Source organism: Bowmanella denitrificans (assembly GCF_039522935.1).
Taxonomy (GTDB): Bacteria; Pseudomonadota; Gammaproteobacteria; order Enterobacterales; family Alteromonadaceae; genus Bowmanella; species Bowmanella denitrificans.
Window position 1 is genome coordinate 107858 of record NZ_BAAAEI010000012.1, and the last position, 16480, is coordinate 124337.

Below are 16480 nucleotides of genomic sequence, written 5' to 3' on the forward strand. Positions count from 1 at the left end.
CTGTTTAGCAGGTGCAATGATGACCAGTAATCTCTCCAACGATAGCAATGAAATCCAACCCGTAGTGAATCGACGCGACTTCGTTAAAGGCAGCGGCATGGTCGCCGCCAGTACCGCCTTTGCCATGATGGCAAATCGCGCTGTTGCAGCCAGTCTGCCCTATTCCGATTCCTATGGTCCACTGACGGTAAAACCATGTCAGGCCACAGGCCTGGAACTGCTTGCTCTGCCAGAAGGTTTTGAATATACCTCATTTGGCTGGACCGGATACAACCAGGCGGATGGCCAGCCCACCCCTGGCGCCCATGATGGCATGGCTGTGGTTGCCACCAAAGGTAGCGTAGTTTGTTTAGTCCGTAACCATGAGCAGGGCGGCAGCGGCCATACTTCCGCCCCTCGCGGTGGTCGTGGTGTTTACAACTCCGCTCAGCGCGGCGGTACCAGTAATATCCTATTTGATGTCATTCAGGGTAAATTCCTGTCTTCTTACAACAGCCTGGGCGGCACCATTCGCAACTGTGCTGGCGGACTGACGCCCTGGGGGACCTGGATGTCCTGTGAAGAAACCTATCAGAATGCGCAAGGTTTCTATCATGGCTATGTGTTTGAAGTACCTGGATTTGGCCTGTCTGACGGTGAACCTATTCGTGAAATGGGCCGTTTCTCTCATGAAGCTGCTGCCGTCGACCCAGCCACCGGTGTAGTGTACGAAACCGAAGATGCGGGTCAGTCAGCGTTCTACAAATTTGTTCCTGCCGGTAAATGGGGCGACCTGAAATCAGGCGGTAAGTTGTATGCCATGGTGCTGGACAATACGCCTCGCCTGGACCTGCGCGGCGGTTTGGTTGAAGGCAGTACATGGAACGTGAGCTGGCAGGAAGTAGCAGATCCCGATGCCTTTAACGAAAGATGTTTCAGCCAGGCAACCGACGCAGCCATTATCGAGCGTGGTGAAGGTTGCTGGTATGACGATGGTAAAATTTACTTTGTTTCCACCTCTGGCGGTGCAGCCAATTTGGGACAGATCTTCTGCTACGACCCACGTAAAGAGCAACTCACCCTGGTGTTTGAGTCTCAGAGCCGTGATGAAGTAGATGGCCCGGACAATATCGCCGTTAGCCCCCGTGGCAACATTCTGATGTGTGAAGATGGGGGTTCCAATCCCAAGCGTCTGGTCGGCTTAACGATGGAAGGCAATACGTTCCATTTTGCTGAAAACCGCATTGCGCTGGATCAGGGCGACCTGGCCATTATTGATGCCGTATACCCTGGCACTCGTGCCAACTTCCTCTCCAGTGTTGGCAATTCCACCGATGGTTCCAGTCGCCGCAGCTTCACCAGCAGTGAGTGGGCCGGAGCCTGTTTCCATGATCGTTGGTTGTTCGTCAATATCCAGACCCCTGGCGTGACATTTGCGATTACCGGTCCCTGGGAAAATGGCGCCCTGTAATTGACTCCGGGGCGCACTGCGCCCCGCCTTATTTAATTGGAGAATAGCAATGCAAACATTAATTAAATCCGCTGGCCTGGCTTTGCTGCTGATGCTCAGCACTACCACTCAGGCGGCCATTATGTCGATGACCGTGCCTGGCACAGTAACGGGCCAAGTGGTTGGCGAGGATGCCTGGCAAATGGATGACACCGCCGGGGTGGATTTCTGGACTTTTGAAGTCACCCAGGCTGGCAACTATGAATTTTCGGTCAGTTCAGCCATTACCTTCGGCCTGTCGTTGTTCAGCGGCACCCTGAGCGCTGACCCAGGTTTTTTGTTCTTCCATGATCAAAACTTCACCAGCTTGTTCGACGGAGAACTTGCCTATGTTGGTGGCAGCGAACCTTATGTACCAGGCATGGGCAATATGTTTGGCATAAACCTGGCTGCAGGGTTCTATACCCTGGCCGTGGGTGGCAATGACTTTGGCCCAGGCATAGATGTCTACGATTACAGCCTGAGTGTGGCACAAGTGCCAGAGCCGTCACTGTTTGCCATCTTCCTATTAAGCCTGGCAGTGCTGGCATACCGCCAGCGCCGCGGCTATTAAGCTGTTCTATTGTCCGGCGGCTTGAGTCCGCCGGCAACTGCCCTCAAAAAAGTCATTAGAAAAGCATTGATTGGCAACATATTTTCTCCCAGTTATGATGCCTGAGATGATTTCTACACTTGTACACCCACCATGCAATTATTGACGCCAAGATTATCTTTACGCCTGCTGACCGAAGCGGATGCCGACTTTATCCTCGCACTGCTCAATGATCCGGCGTTCTTGCAGTATATCGGTGACAAAAATGTGCGAAGTCTGGAAGATGCCCGCCAGCACATTCAGGATGGCCCGTTAGCCATGTATAGAAGCCATGGATACTGCCTGCTGAGGGTGGCTCTGCGGGACACAGATCAAGCCATAGGTTTATGTGGCCTGCTTAAACGTGACTATCTTGACCACCCGGATCTGGGCTATGCATTTCTGCCGGCAGGCCGTGGCGCAGGTTATGCGCAGGAAGCCATTCAGGCGGTGCTGGCAAATGCCGACGCCACAGGTTTGAAGCAAATCCTGGCCTATTGCCAGTCAGACAATCAGGCCTCCATTCGTCAACTGGAAAGAGCCGGTTTTTCTTCCCTTGGCCCCTTTAAGCTGGAAGGTTCAACAGACAACCTGGTGCTCTTTCAGCGCATACCTAACGATTAAGCAGTTCTCCGCCCTTCTGGCAGAGATGCTCTATATATCGTCTGAGGGCAGTTGATTTAACCAGACCACCAGTTGCTTGAACCTGTATTGGCGGATAAAAGGTTGGATCTTTTGCACAAATGCCTGATATTCATGGTGCAGTTCCAGATCCTTTACTAGCTCCCGGATGCCCAGCACATTGTGTTGTCGGGCCAGCAGTTGTAGTTGCTGCAGAATGTCCTGCGACGGCAGCACTAACGGCGTGTTAATTTGACTGGGCTCAGGCGCGTTTTCCATCTCAGCCGCGGTAGCAATACTGCGCAGCTCCAGTTCAAACCAGAACTCACTACCTTGTTCCGGCACGCTGCGCACCTCCAATTCTGCGCCCATCAGCCTGACCAGTCGCTGGCTGATAGTCAGGCCCAGGCCTGAGCCTTCGGCGCGGGTAATGTCGTTGTCCAATTGCTGAAAGGGAATAAAAATGTGCTGAAGTTGCTCTTTGGCGATGCCAATCCCCGTGTCTTTGACACTAAAGCGTACCTTATGCCGATGATCGCGGCTTTGTTTCAAGTGCGTGACGCTAAAATTAATCTGTCCTGAATGGGTAAACTTCACCGCATTGTGCAACAAGTTAAGCAATATCTGGCGCAGGCGTTTATCATCCACCAGCACCATATCCGGCAGGTCTGCAGAAAATACATGAGTGAACGTCAGGTTTTTCACCTCTGCGCTGATGCTGATCATGTCCACCAGCGTGCGCAGGAGTAAGGGTAATTTAACCTCGCGGGGGTGAATTGTCAGGCTGTCCTCATCGGTGCGGGAAAATTCCAGAATATCGTTAATCAGCAACAGAAGATGTTCGGCACTGCGGTCTATGGTTTCAATACCGTGACTGTGTTCCTGCATCAGCGCACTGTTTTGCTTGTACAGCTGCGTGTAGCCAAGAATGGCATTCAATGGCGTACGCAGCTCGTGGGTTACATTGGCCATAAACTTTGTTTTAGCCTGATCAGAAGCCTCAATCAGCAGTTTGGCGGAATTGAGTCGCTGGAACATAATGGCCAGTGCCAACCACACAGCCACCAACAAGCCCAGGGCAATGCTGGATTCAGCATACAACTTGGACTTCATTTCCGCTCTTAAACTTCGAAAATAAGCGTCACTAATATCAAACATGGCCACACCCATCAATTCTCCCATGTGGCTGATGAGCGGAATATCCACGCGAAAGCAATCAGGACAGGGGGTGCCTTCGGTACTGTAATCCAGGCTCCCTGCCGGAGCCCCGATGGCGTCATAATTTAATTCCAGGCTGAAGTGATGAATATAACGCCCGCCAATTGCTGGATCTTCCACAATCAGCATCTGTCGAATGGTATTCATCAAGTCCTCAGCCAGGGCATTACTGTGTTCCAAGGTTCCTAATAAAACCGTGCCTTGTGACTGGGCCAGGATACTGGCCTGGGTTTTCGCCGCCAGATACAATCTGGGCTGTAAGGTTTTTTGCCAGTACCTGTCCAATGACCACAGAAAAACCGCCAGCAGGGTCAGAAAGATAATGGCAATCACCAGGTGATTGACCAGATTGCTGTTGCCCTTGAGCCAGCGTTGTATTTGCCTGTTATTCATATTGTATGGCTACCTTCATATAGAAGGACTTAATGTTGAGGCCACTGCGTTTCAGCGTGCGCAAATTAATGTACGGGCGCACTGTTGCCTGCACCGACAAGCCGCCAAGCACCCCTTGTTCAACATCCCCTTCAAAAGGCGAGAACAACACAAAAGGTTCAGCGATACTCTTCGCCACCAGTGCCTTAAGTTCATCGTCATTTAGCGGTTGGGTAATAAAAGCGCCGGCAATTTGTTTGCCCGGCAACGCAAGCAGCTCTTCCAGAGTGACTACTTCTACACGGGTTTTGGCATTCTGCAGCTGCTCGAAACTGTCTGCCAGTACTTGCCGGTAAAGCTGCGCGTCCTCATCGGAATTGACATGAATCAGGTAAAACACCAGCGTCTGGTCCTGTGCAATTCGCTCGTGCAGGCCAAGATCTGAGGTCACCAGGGTTCGAAACAGTTTCAAACCAACATAGGCTCGATGCTGGCCATAACCGTCGGCCAGATATAGGCTCTGCACAGGTGCTGGCACTGACAAAACAGTCAGTGTCAACAGACATGCAAACCAGCGCCTTATATGCTGCATAATCTTGTCGCATCACCTTGTTTCAGGATGACGGCAAATCCTATCTGAATGCATATTGCAGTTGCACGTAAGCCTGACGTCCACCATATGGCAGTCCTTCAGGGTACTGAATCAGATTTGGCACAATGTCATACTCCCGGTCCGTTAGGTTGTTGATACTGGCGGTGAACGTCAGACCATTTTGGTCAAACAATTCGTTGATGGTCAGGCTGTAATCCAGGGTAGTGTGTGCGTCAAATTCACGAGTAACAGGTGTACGCAATTGCACATCCCAGCCCTCTTGTGTGCCAGTGTGGCGAAGCATAACCTGATGGGTAGCCATGCTATCAGAACGCCAGGTCACCCCCAGGTTACCCAGCCAATCCACCGCTCCCAGCAGTTTGCCGTCGGTTTCATCCAGATGGTCCTTGGCATGCACATAAGACAAGTTGGCAAACCAATGCCAGTTTCGATTGATATCCTGTTGCCATTCCAGTTCCACACCACGACTGTCAATATCTCCTCGATTGCGCCAAACAGGGGGTTGACCTGGGCGCAGATAGTATTCAATCAGGTCAGTAACCTTGGTGAAAAACAAGGTGGAGCGAAAACTAAAACCCGGCGCCCGATAGATATATGCCAGCTCGCTGGATGACAAAGACTCTTCGCTAAGTTTGGTGGACTGTGACGCCACCACAGACAGACTGCCCGGGTAGCTTTCTTTCAGAGTAGGCGGGCGGAACGCTTCGGCATACTGCGCCTTGAAAATATGACTGTCGCTGTGTCGCCACACCGCCGCTATGCGGGGTGAGGCTTGATTACCCCAATCGTCATAATTGTCATAGCGTGCGCCCCATGTGATCTCCAGCTTGTCTGTTGCTTGCCATTGGTCCTGCAACGTAATACTGGTCAGGCGTCGTTCTACTCCCGACATCACCAGCACGCGCTCAGGCAGGCTTTCTACAATGGGCTGCCCCAGCGCATATAGTTGGTGGAAGGCATTATCCACCTTATTCAGGCTATGACTTATTTGTGCATACCATTGATGATTGGCTGAAAACTGCCAATGCAAGTCAAGTGCGGCTCGCAAGGTGGAGTCTTCACTGCCTTCACGAACGAAATTATCCCGCAGCACTGGCCTGCCACCAGGCCCATTAATACCGGCCGGAATAGGCAAGTAAGTCGCTTCATTCAGGCGGGTCTGCATACTGGCCAGCGTCAAACCCAATTCCATGTCTGTTGCCAGGGTCCAGTTTTTACTTAACTGAATCCCCTGCACTGTCTCCAGTCTGGGTTCCAGTGCCTGGGGCATGGCTGCGTTTTTTCCATACCAGCCGCCACGTTCAACCTCTGCATACTGGAGGTTTAGTTGATAGCCCTGATATTCGCCCTGGGCCAGCAGCAATCGACCTTTTTCGCGATCATAGATTTCACCAGGTGAGTAACCATGCCCTCCACGAGCAAAATTATCCGGATTGGTCAGTCTGCCAACATCGTTCTGATCCCAGGCTGAAAAATTGAATGAGGTTGACAGGCCGTTTTGCCATTGGTGATTCAGTGACAGATCGATCTGACCGTAATCCTGACTACCTGCTCTTAGTAGCAGGCTATTTTGTTGCCGGGTAACCACATTCACCACCCCGGCAAAGGCAAATTCCCCATGCAGTGCCGAACCAGGGCCTCGCACCACTTCAATACGTTCCACCTGACTAACTGGCAAGCGCATCAGCCAGTCGGCCGAGGCATCCACCGGGCGGTTGACCGGTACGCCATCGACCAGAATTTTCAGGTTGCTGCCATTTAGCGTTGCCCCTATGCCCCTGACCACGCTAACCATGTCGCCGCTGTTGTTGACCATAGTGTAAAAGCCAGCAATCTGATCCAGGGCAGCGCCTACATTGTGCACACCACGTTCGGTAAGGTCATCACCATGCAATACACTGACCATACCAGGTACATAATCAGCGTTCATTTTGCTATGGGTAGCCAGGGCGGTTTCTTCTTCAAGCATGGCCATCAGCTCGGCCATTTCCTGCATTTCCTCCAGGTTTTCGGCACTGACTGGCCGCCAGAACGCAAAAGTGGTTAAAAACGTGATTACCACCAAGGGGCTACTAATCGCATGATTTTTTGTTGTCATTATGCTCTCGTTACTGCAATTTTCAGTAGGTTAATGGCCTGTTTGGCGGCAAACAAACATTTTTATCCGCTCTGCCGTCAGTCAATTTAATCCTGCCAGGTTCTGTGCTCCATGCTGTAACAATTTCGACCATGGCGTTTTGCCCGGTAGAGCTGCTCGTCGGCCTGTTGCAACAATGCCAACTCAGCCATATTTTGCTCTGGAGAACATGTAGCCCCGCCCAGGCTGATACTGACGAAGCAACCTGAAGAGTCCGGATGAGGCAGCGCTTCGGCAAGAACCAGCCGACGTAAACGCTCGGCCACTTTGGCAGCCCCCTCGCGATCCGTGTCCGGCAGTAACACCACAAATTCCTCCCCTCCGAAACGGGCTACCGCATCGGCCGGGTCCCGCAGCCCCATAGACAGAACTCTGGCAATGGCTTGCAAACATGCATCTCCCTGCGTATGGCCGAATCTGTCGTTGTAAGCTTTAAAGTGGTCCACATCTATCATTAGCAATGACAGTTGCGATTTGTTGCGTATTGCTCGTAGCCATTCTTGTCGGAACACCTGATTAAAGTGACGACGATTCATCAGAGACGTCAACTCGTCGGTGCAGGCCAGTTCCGCCAACTTATCGCCTTTTTGTTTCAGTGCCAGATGATTACGCAACCGGGCCTTGAGGACCGGAATGGAAAAAGGTTTGTTGATATAGTCTATGGCTCCCAAACTCAGGCCTTTCTCCATATCTACCTCATTGTCCCGGGCGCTAAGAAACACAACGGGAATGTCTGCGGTGGACGGGTCCTGTTTTAGCCGACGGCACACTTCATAACCGTCCATCCCAGGCATCATAATGTCCAGTAAGATAAGATCAGGGCGGCGCTGATGCACCAATGCCAGGGCCTCCTCGCCGGACAATGCTACCATCAGCTCAACGTCTTCCTCTATCAGGTGCGCAACCAGAATATCCAGGTTGGACGGAATATCGTCGACGGCCAGTACGGTAGGTTGCTTGAATTCCATTTTAATACTCATCAATTCTCTCAGACGCGGTGCAAATAAATTCGGTTAAACAAGGCATTTCAATGCAAAACCACCGCCAACTTGAAATAATCTTAAATATCAATGCATTACTCTAACCCCACATTCATCCTATAGTGAATATGCTTATAGAACACTTCCTTTGCTTATAGATTCTTATAGACTAACACGCACCGTTATTGTCGCGAGCGCTTTATGTCATCTATCCCTCTGGTGTTGTTGGTAGACGATAAACCAGACAATCTGGATCTATTGGTCAACTACCTGGCCGAGTGTGGATTAGAACTTAAGGTGGCTACCGATGGCGAACAAGGCCTGGAATTAGCTGCTGAGTATGTGCCGGACCTGATCCTACTGGATGTTATGATGCCAGGTCTTAACGGATATGAAGTCTGTGACCGTCTCAGAAACATGCCAACAACCCGTCATTGTCCGGTTATTTTTATGAGTGCCCTAAACGATACTGACAGCAAAGTCAGGGGATTTGATGCCGGCGCGGTGGATTTTATCAGTAAGCCTTTCCAACGCCCCGAAGTATTAGCGCGCATTCAGGCCCATCTGACCATTAGCCAGCAAAAGCAGCAGTTACGTTTGAAAAATCAACAACTGGTTCAATTAAATAAGGAGCTGCAGGAGCAGGTAAACAAGCGACAACAAGTAGAACACGCATTGCAACTGGCGGATGAACGTCTGTCAGCGCTCAGCCGTCAGGAAGCAGAGCATTGGGGCATTGATGCCTTCGTCGGCGACAGTCGTGTTGTCGTCGAATTGCTTGAGGAAGTACGCAACCTGCAACAGGCACCCGACACAAACGTTCTGGTATTAGGTGAGAGTGGTACGGGTAAGGAGCTGGTTTCCAGAGCCATCCATTTTGGCAGCAAACGCAAACTCAGCGCCTTTGTCGCGGTTAACTGTTCCGCCATTCCCGCCGAGCTGGCCGATGCAGAATTTTTCGGTCATGTAAAAGGCGCTTATACCGGGGCAACCAGTGACAGAAGTGGTTACTTTGTTCAGGCAGATGGTGGCACGCTGTTTCTGGATGAAATAGGTGATATGCCAATACATTTGCAGGCCAAATTATTAAGGGTACTGGAAGACGGTATTGTAACGCCGGTAGGCGGACGCCAGAGCCGACGGGTGAACGTGCGTATTGTGGCGGCAACAAACGCCGATATCAGTGACAAGATCCGCAAACAGGCGTTTCGTCAGGACCTGTATTTTCGTCTGGCAGGTTATCAGATTCAGTTGCCACCGCTGCGGGAACGTTTATCAGACATTCCGCTGTTGGTTGACCACTTCCTGACGTCACTGGGACGTCAAATGGGCAAAGACTACCCCACCTTAACGCCACAGGCGTTACAGGCACTGCAACAATACCACTACCCGGGCAATGTCAGAGAGTTAAAGAATCTGATTGAATATGCTCTGATTGCCAGTCGCGGCAGGCCTATTGGCGCACACCACTTGCGCTTCGTTGACTTGTCTGCCGAGCAAAGTGCGGTAGACCTTCCTTACCATGAACCTGCCAAGCCGCATAGCAACACTGAATCTGCTGAAACCTTACTGATGAACTATGCCAACAATACAGGCCGTATAGACAATACCACCGCTCAGGCACTGCTGCGCGTTGACCATGGCCGTGCTTCCTATCTGCTTAAAAAACTCTACAAAGACGGTAAACTACAAAAGCAAGGGCAGCGGCGCTGGGCGTTTTATATTCCTGCCTGACGGCTCACATCCTATAAGAACTCTATAAGCGAAACGACTTGGAAGAAAATCTATCTTATTGAAAAATAAAAAATAGATGGGCGTTGTTTTTGCTCCTGCGATATTCAGACCCTGCCCGGTGCACGTCGCGTACCGGGCTATAGCGGTTGTTTATCTCTGAGAGGAACCTCTGTGCTGAATAATGACAGCCATCCTAACCAACTGACCGTCGCTGGTTTAATGGTGCTCCAGCTAAGTGGCTGTATCTTGTATAAATACAAATTCAGCGCCGTTGTTACGAAGTTTGCTCTGCCAGGTGAATAAATTCACTGACATAGGGGATCTGTTCATCGCCCTTGCGGATCCCCAAGTAGATGCTTTTTTGAATCCCCGTTTCGCCAATCCGCAAACTGGCGATGGGCAGGGTCGATTCAAATTCCTGTACCAACCATCCTGGTAAGGCGCAAATGCCACGGCCACTGGCCACCATTTGCAGCATGATTTCGGTTGTTTCAATCACCTTGTGCTGGCGCACGGTGCATTGGGCCGGGTTGAGAAACTGACTAAAGATATCCAGGCGCTGCGGTTCCACCGGATAGGTAAACAGTACCTCATTACTAAGTTGTTCGGGTTTGACCCATTCCAGCTCAGCCAATGCGTGCGATTTGGCCACCACCAGGCGATGCTCGTAACCGAACACCGGGAAATACTCCAGCTCCGGTTTAAATAGCGGGTCGGGGGTCACCAGCATATCGATTTCGTAATCAAACAGCGCCCGTAAGCCGCCAAACTGGAATTCCTGGCGAACATCAATATCGACGTCAGGCCATTGCTCCAGAAAAGGGGCCACAACCTTGAGCAGCCACTGATAGCAGGGGTGACATTCCATGCCAATACGTAGCGAGCCCATCTCGCCTTTGGCAATCTGTTTAAGTAATAACTCGGTATGCTCAAATTGTGGCAGCAACCTGCGCGATAAGGCATGAATGCGCTTGCCTGCTGCGGTCAATCGCAGGTTACGACCTTGCTTTTCCCAGATGGCGGTACCAATCTGTCCTTCCAGCTTCTTAATGCTGTGGCTTAGCGCCGACTGGGTTAAATTCAGCGCCTCGGCCGCCTGGGTCAGCGTACCCTGTTCCTCAATGGCGGACAGGATCGCCAGATGAATACGTTCCAGCATGAAATCGTTCCAAACCTCAAACCATGAGTATCACTCATGAATCAATGAGAATAAATCATTTTTATTCATAAAACGGTCCAAGTATAAATCACCCTATGCTCTCAACTCTATACAAGATCACCGCGGTTTCTTGACGATGCGATTGGAATCAAGTCAATCAAGTGGTGACAACGACTGACTGCAATAATGTGAAGAAGAAGTTGGAAAGTCAGCAAAGAGCAGGGACTCAATTCAGGTTTTATCTCAAAAATTGGATGTCAGATGACAATGAATAATGACTTTACTTTCACAATTAAACGTATCTGTCTCGATGAGAATTATCACCCTTCAGACAATACACGCATTACCACCAACTTTGCGAATTTGGCCAGAGGTGAAAGCCGTCAGCAGAATTTGCGCAATGCCTTAAAAATGATAGACAACAGCTTTAATTCCAGAGCGCATTGGGACAACCCTAACGGCGATCGTTATTCTGTTGAACTGGAAATTATTTCCGTAGATATAGATATTGAAGGTAGCGGTCAGACTTTCCCATCCATTGAAGTATTAAAGACCAATATTGTTGATCATAAAACCAACGAGCGCATTGAAGGGATTGTCGGGAATAACTTTTCTTCCTATGTGCGTGATTACGACTTTAGCGTGTTACTGCTTAATCACAATAAGGACCAAAGCGCATTCAGTATTCCGGATAATTTTGGTGAGCTGCATGGAAAGCTATTCAAGTACTTTGTCAACTCAAGTGCTTACAAAGAGAATTTTAGCAAGCCACCGGTTATCTGTCTGAGCGTGTCGGATAACAAGACTTATCATCGCGCCGAAAATCAGCATCCGGTATTAGGCTTTGAGTATCAGCCCAACGACTCGTCTCTGACTGAGCAATATTTCAGAAAAATGGGGCTGCAGGTTCGCTATTTTATGCCACCCAATAGTGTTGCGCCGTTAGCCTTCTATTTCTTTGGTGATCTACTTAATGATTACACCAACCTGGAACTTATCAGTACTATCAGTACGATGGAAACGTTTCAGAAGATTTACCGGCCAGAAATATATAACGCCAATGCGGTTGCCGGTAAGTGCTACAAACCTAATCTGAAAAACTCAGACCATTCGTTAACTCAAATTGTGTATGACCGGGAAGAGCGCAGCAAGCTGGCGATTAAGCAGGGTAAATTTGCTGAAGAACACTTTATCAAACCTTACCAAAATATACTTGAGCAGTGGTCAGCTAATTTCTCTCTTTAATTAATCAAAAGATACAGCAGCAGCGATTATGAAAACTTTACTACCGACTTCAACCGCAGGCAGCTTGCCTAAACCTTCCTGGCTGGCACAGCCTGAGACGCTTTGGTCCCCCTGGAAATTACAGGGGGAGGAATTAATTGACGGTAAACAGGATGCCTTGCGTGTGTCATTGCAGGAACAGCAACAAGCTGGCATTGATATCGTCAGTGACGGCGAGCAGACGCGCCAGCATTTCGTTACGACCTTTATTGAACACCTTAGCGGCGTGGACTTCGAGAATCGCAAAACCGTTAAGATTCGCGATCGCTATGATGCCAGCGTTCCGACTGTAGTTGGAGCGGTTTCCCGGCAACAGCCGGTTTTTGTCGAAGATGCCAGGTTTTTGCGCCAGCAGACCAGACAACCGATAAAATGGGCGCTGCCAGGCCCGATGACCATGATCGACACCCTGTATGATGATCATTATAAAAGTCGTGAAAAGCTCGCCTGGGAATTTGCCAAAATCCTCAACCAGGAAGCCAGGGAATTAGAAGCGGCGGGAGTGGATATTATCCAGTTTGATGAACCGGCCTTTAATGTGTTTTTTGATGAGGTCAATGACTGGGGTATTGCCACGCTGGAAAGAGCCATAGAGGGCCTAAAATGCGAGACGGCGGTACATATTTGCTACGGCTATGGCATTAAGGCCAATACCGACTGGAAAAAGACCCTGGGCTCTGAGTGGCGACAATACGAAGAGGCGTTTCCCAAACTGCAAAAATCAAAAATCGATATTGTGTCTCTGGAATGTCATAACTCCCGTGTACCAATCGATTTGCTAGAACTGATTCGCGGTAAAAAAGTCATGGTCGGTGCCATTGATGTGGCAACCAATACCATTGAAACAGCAGAGGACGTTGCCGCCACCCTGCGAAAAGCCCTGCAGTTTGTTGACGCCGACAAACTCTACCCTTGCACCAATTGTGGTATGGCACCACTGTCCCGCCAGGTAGCGAGAGGCAAACTAAGAGCCTTAAGTGCCGGGGCTGAGATTGTCCGCAAAGAACTGCAAGCCTAAACTCAGGCCATAAACCCTGGAGTTCAGGGAAAGCTTACTTGAACTCCACGGTTTTATCTTTACTGATCACCCGAGCCTGAATATGTTCATATTGGTCGGACAGACATAACTGACCAATGCCACTGTTGTTATACAGCACACCAGGCTGCCCCTGCGGTTGGCGGCGTTTGATTAGCATGCGGCGACGTTTGGTCAGAAAGTTAAGCGGCGAACGACTGCCGTACAGCCACAGATTGATACGATCAAACCAGCGCAGCAGTCCCGCCGGAAAGCAGTTTTTAATACCACTGGCCGTCACCTGCAATATTTGTGGACTGTGTTTGCGAAAACGCAGGGTAATATCATAGACAAAGCTGTAGTGCACATCACCAGATAGGATCACAAAATGTGGCGGTGTTTTGTGATGACGGAAAATATTCAGAATCACATTGGCGGCACCGGGGTGCGCCATCCAGTTTTCTGCATCCACCATCAGAGCCTTGCCAAAAAAGGTAAAAATGCGCTGTACCGCCTCAATCAGCTTCACACCGAAGATCGGCGCTGGCGACACCAGAATCACCGCCGGTTCACCAATTAACTGCTGCTGCAAGTCAGACAATGATTCCCAGTCCATCAAACCTGATGGCTTGGCCGCACTGCTTTCTGAGCGCCATCTATGGGTACGGGTATCCAGTACAATGATTTTCGGTGTTGTGGCCAGATGATAGTGCCAGTCCTGCCAGTCCAGCAGTTGGTCGATCAAGCTATCCTGCGCTTGTATCTGGCCGTCACAGAAACTCTGGCGCACATCTGCCAGCAGCTCGTCAAAGCGTTCAGGTTGATTGCCCCACCCCTGGCAGAGCAAGTAGCCAATCAGGGCATTGCCGATAATACGACGGGAAAAGGGGTGACCATAGGCGGATTCTTCCCAACCGCGGGTCAGGTTCCAGTCGTCGGTAATATCATGATCGTCGAATATCATATAGGTTGGCATATGCGCCAAAGCCCGGCGAACCTGACCCAAGCCCGCGACAAAATCCTTTATTGCCAGGCATTCCTTGTCATAACGGGCCTTGAATTTGTCGTCAATCCGCGCTCTGCCACTAGCCAAATCAACCCATTGCCAGCAAGTGTCAGACCACACCAGCAGGTACATGGCAACGATCTCAGCCAGGCAGATCAGATGATTATGTGCCCCGGACGAAGTAAAAATAGGTTTCCTGGCTCCACCAAAAAAGCGCTCCACCAGCTTCTCGTTGGCTTTATTTTTCGGTAGCAGTTGCTCACGCATGTAGTAGCAATGGCTGCTTTCACGCAATTGATCACTGCATGTGACCGTCGCTCCTGCAAAGGTCTCGCTGTATAAACCGAGTTTTTGGATCACCTGATGAATAGCCCAAAGAGTAGGGCCGGCCACATCATCCACATAGACCTGGTCACCGGAAAATAACAGCATAGCAGGGCGTTCGCTGTCACTATGGCGATGCCTGGCGAGCAATTTATCGACCTCGAGTAAGCCATCACTGCTGGGGTGGTGCGGCTTGCGGCAAGAACCATGTAGCAGATTATCCACGCGCGACTTCAGCATATAGCCAGGCTGTGTTTCGCCTTGATAACACAAGCCATCAATATGTTTTGTCAGGCCCTGCTGCTGTTCGTCCAGCAGGTCATAATACACATACTGGTGTTCCTGCAGCGGACTATCCAGTTGAAAGTGCAGTAGCTGGATATGACAATGTGTGCCAACCTGAATTTGTTCAGTTCTGGTTGCTTTTGCAGAGAAAACGCTGCCATCTGCGGTGTTAAGTTGCAGGGCGAAATCACATGCACGGGAAGTTGCCAGCCACAAGGTTAACTGGGTATCTGTGCAGTGCCTAAGCACAGGGCCGGCTAGAATTAACGGTAGAGTATCGCTCACGAATTGATTTTTAACAGGGATTTCAGCAGGTTGCAATCATCCAATTGATATTTGACATAGTCAGATACGGCTTTTATCAACGCCTCTTTATGACCGGGCAACAAATCTGCCATAGCCGTTTCAAAACGTACCGAACGTCTGTCACCGCGACAATGGGCCAGCGCCAATGCCTGACCACAAGCCTGCGCATAAGCAACAAAGCCACCGCGGACGGCCTTATTACCCAAGCCGATATCTTCAGGATCAATCCCCACTCGGGCATGGTGACGGGAACGCACCAGGTAGTGCTCGCCCTGCCAGTATACTTCATCCAACAGTAAGTCTGGCCGACGTTGCATGCGGCGCTGACAGACTGCGGTAAGATGCGCCGGATTTAGCTGATTCACCTGGCTTAAATCGGCAAACCAATGCAATGGCGCGGCCTGGCGCTGTTTCTTCACTTCCACCACATGGCAAAGAGGGAGGTCGTCAGGTGAAGCGCAATTGGCAGGCCCCACCAGCATATAAAAACGCTGCATATTGGCCGAGCCCGTGCCTGCATCCAGTCGCCGTACGATGTCCAGAATCGCATCATCCATATAGGGTGCAAACGCCTGGCGCACACTGGCATCCAGCTCAGCGGTCAGGGGGCGGAATTTATCCGGTAGATGACGAAATCTGGGCGGAAACTGCGACAGATCCACGGCCTTGGCTAACGCACTTTTACTGTGAAATTGCTCACCTCCGGCTGCTCGCGCCACGGCTTTTTTCTGCTTTTTAGCCAGCAGATGAGGCTTTTTAAACAACTTCAGTACCTGCATGCGCGACTCAGGCACATCGATACTGGCTTTACAGATGTTCAGGTATTGGTCCAGAAATCCGTGCATGGCCTGTAGCCCCAACTCCTGACTGACCGCAGGGTCCCCCTGGCATTGGGTACCATTGTTATAGCGCCCTGCAGACACCCCCTGGCAATAATCAACACAGAGCAACAAACTGGAACAAAAGCGCGCCAGATCCCACACCGCATGACCAATACAGGCATCGTCAAAATCATTGGGAGAAAAAATAACCTGATCGCCATGAGAGCCTTCTTCAGTTAAAAACCCAAAGTTGCCCAAATGACAATCCCCCATTACGGTCGTCAAAGGAACAGAAAGTAGCGCTTGCGGTAAATTCAACAGGCCACTGGCCAGGTCAGCGTAAAACAGCTGAGCTGCGCCACGCATAAACACATAGGGATTTGCGAGCATTTTTCGGTGCTTGCCCACGCCAAGCTTACCGTCAACACGGACAAGTTCGGCTTCTATTTGCCTGATACGTTGCAAGGCTTCTCCTTACACTGAGAAAAGCAATAAACTGACCTTACTTACCTTAACGTACTGATAGAGCCGGGCAAAGAGGAACA

At 50.4% G+C, this 16480-nt stretch carries 13 protein-coding genes; 6 read left to right on the forward strand and 7 right to left on the reverse strand.

The genetic code is table 11. From position 1 onward, the window contains the following. The first annotated feature begins 16 nt into the window (after positions 1–16). The 3 genes from ABD028_RS11480 to ABD028_RS11490 all read left to right on the forward strand — a co-directional run bounded on the left by ABD028_RS11480 (position 17) and on the right by ABD028_RS11490 (position 2684). Positions 17–1450, forward strand: coding sequence for an alkaline phosphatase PhoX (locus ABD028_RS11480; protein WP_343844998.1), 1434 nt, complete (start codon positions 17–19; stop codon positions 1448–1450). A 49-nt stretch (positions 1451–1499) separates the two neighbouring features. Beyond that, on the forward strand, positions 1500–2042 hold the full coding sequence (locus ABD028_RS11485) for a hypothetical protein (protein WP_102794647.1): 543 nt from the start codon (positions 1500–1502) through the stop codon (positions 2040–2042). A gap of 132 nt (positions 2043–2174) precedes the next feature. After that, the gene (locus ABD028_RS11490; RefSeq protein ID WP_343845000.1) at positions 2175–2684 is read left to right on the forward strand and encodes a GNAT family N-acetyltransferase; all 510 of its coding nucleotides are present in this window, start codon (positions 2175–2177) and stop codon (positions 2682–2684) included. 30 nt (positions 2685–2714) lie between these two features. Here the strand turns inward: ABD028_RS11490 and ABD028_RS11495 are convergent, their stop codons facing one another. From ABD028_RS11495 to ABD028_RS11510, 4 genes are all read right to left on the reverse strand, one after another. Beyond that, on the reverse strand, positions 2715–4292 hold the full coding sequence (locus ABD028_RS11495) for a sensor histidine kinase (protein ID WP_343845001.1): 1578 nt from the start codon (positions 4290–4292) through the stop codon (positions 2715–2717). After that, positions 4285–4830: a hypothetical protein gene (locus tag ABD028_RS11500; protein WP_146027086.1), complete on the reverse strand. Its 546-nt coding sequence runs from the start codon at positions 4828–4830 to the stop codon at positions 4285–4287. The genes ABD028_RS11495 and ABD028_RS11500 overlap by 8 nt, the downstream gene beginning before the upstream one ends. Before the next feature lie 73 nt (positions 4831–4903). After that, a complete protein-coding gene (locus tag ABD028_RS11505) occupies positions 4904–6982 on the reverse strand; it encodes a TonB-dependent receptor plug domain-containing protein (RefSeq protein ID WP_343845002.1) in 2079 nt (692 codons plus the stop codon). Positions 6983–7068: 86 nt separating this feature from the next. Continuing rightward, a complete protein-coding gene (locus ABD028_RS11510) occupies positions 7069–8001 on the reverse strand; it encodes a diguanylate cyclase (RefSeq protein WP_343845003.1) in 933 nt (310 codons plus the stop codon). A 201-nt stretch (positions 8002–8202) separates the two neighbouring features. Between ABD028_RS11510 and ABD028_RS11515 the strand changes: the two genes are divergently transcribed. Beyond that, on the forward strand, positions 8203–9735 hold the full coding sequence (locus tag ABD028_RS11515) for a sigma-54-dependent transcriptional regulator (protein ID WP_343845004.1): 1533 nt from the start codon (positions 8203–8205) through the stop codon (positions 9733–9735). A gap of 274 nt (positions 9736–10009) precedes the next feature. Here the strand turns inward: ABD028_RS11515 and ABD028_RS11520 are convergent, their stop codons facing one another. Next, positions 10010–10894, reverse strand: a complete 885-nt coding sequence (locus tag ABD028_RS11520) for a LysR family transcriptional regulator (RefSeq protein WP_102794657.1) — start codon at positions 10892–10894, stop codon at positions 10010–10012. A gap of 267 nt (positions 10895–11161) precedes the next feature. On the opposite strand from ABD028_RS11520, the gene ABD028_RS11525 reads away from it, so the two are divergent. Both ABD028_RS11525 and ABD028_RS11530 read left to right on the forward strand, forming a co-directional pair. Next, a complete protein-coding gene (locus tag ABD028_RS11525) occupies positions 11162–12139 on the forward strand; it encodes a DUF1852 domain-containing protein (RefSeq protein WP_343845200.1) in 978 nt (325 codons plus the stop codon). 28 nt (positions 12140–12167) lie between these two features. Next, the gene (locus ABD028_RS11530; RefSeq protein ID WP_343845006.1) at positions 12168–13196 is read left to right on the forward strand and encodes a methionine synthase; all 1029 of its coding nucleotides are present in this window, start codon (positions 12168–12170) and stop codon (positions 13194–13196) included. A 34-nt stretch (positions 13197–13230) separates the two neighbouring features. Here the strand turns inward: ABD028_RS11530 and ABD028_RS11535 are convergent, their stop codons facing one another. Both ABD028_RS11535 and ABD028_RS11540 read right to left on the reverse strand, forming a co-directional pair. Continuing rightward, complete coding sequence (locus tag ABD028_RS11535; protein WP_343845007.1) at positions 13231–15057, reverse strand: alkaline phosphatase D family protein; 1827 nt, start codon at positions 15055–15057, stop codon at positions 13231–13233. A gap of 32 nt (positions 15058–15089) precedes the next feature. Further along, a complete protein-coding gene (locus tag ABD028_RS11540) occupies positions 15090–16400 on the reverse strand; it encodes a DUF2252 family protein (RefSeq protein ID WP_343845008.1) in 1311 nt (436 codons plus the stop codon). Positions 16401–16480 lie beyond the last annotated feature (80 nt).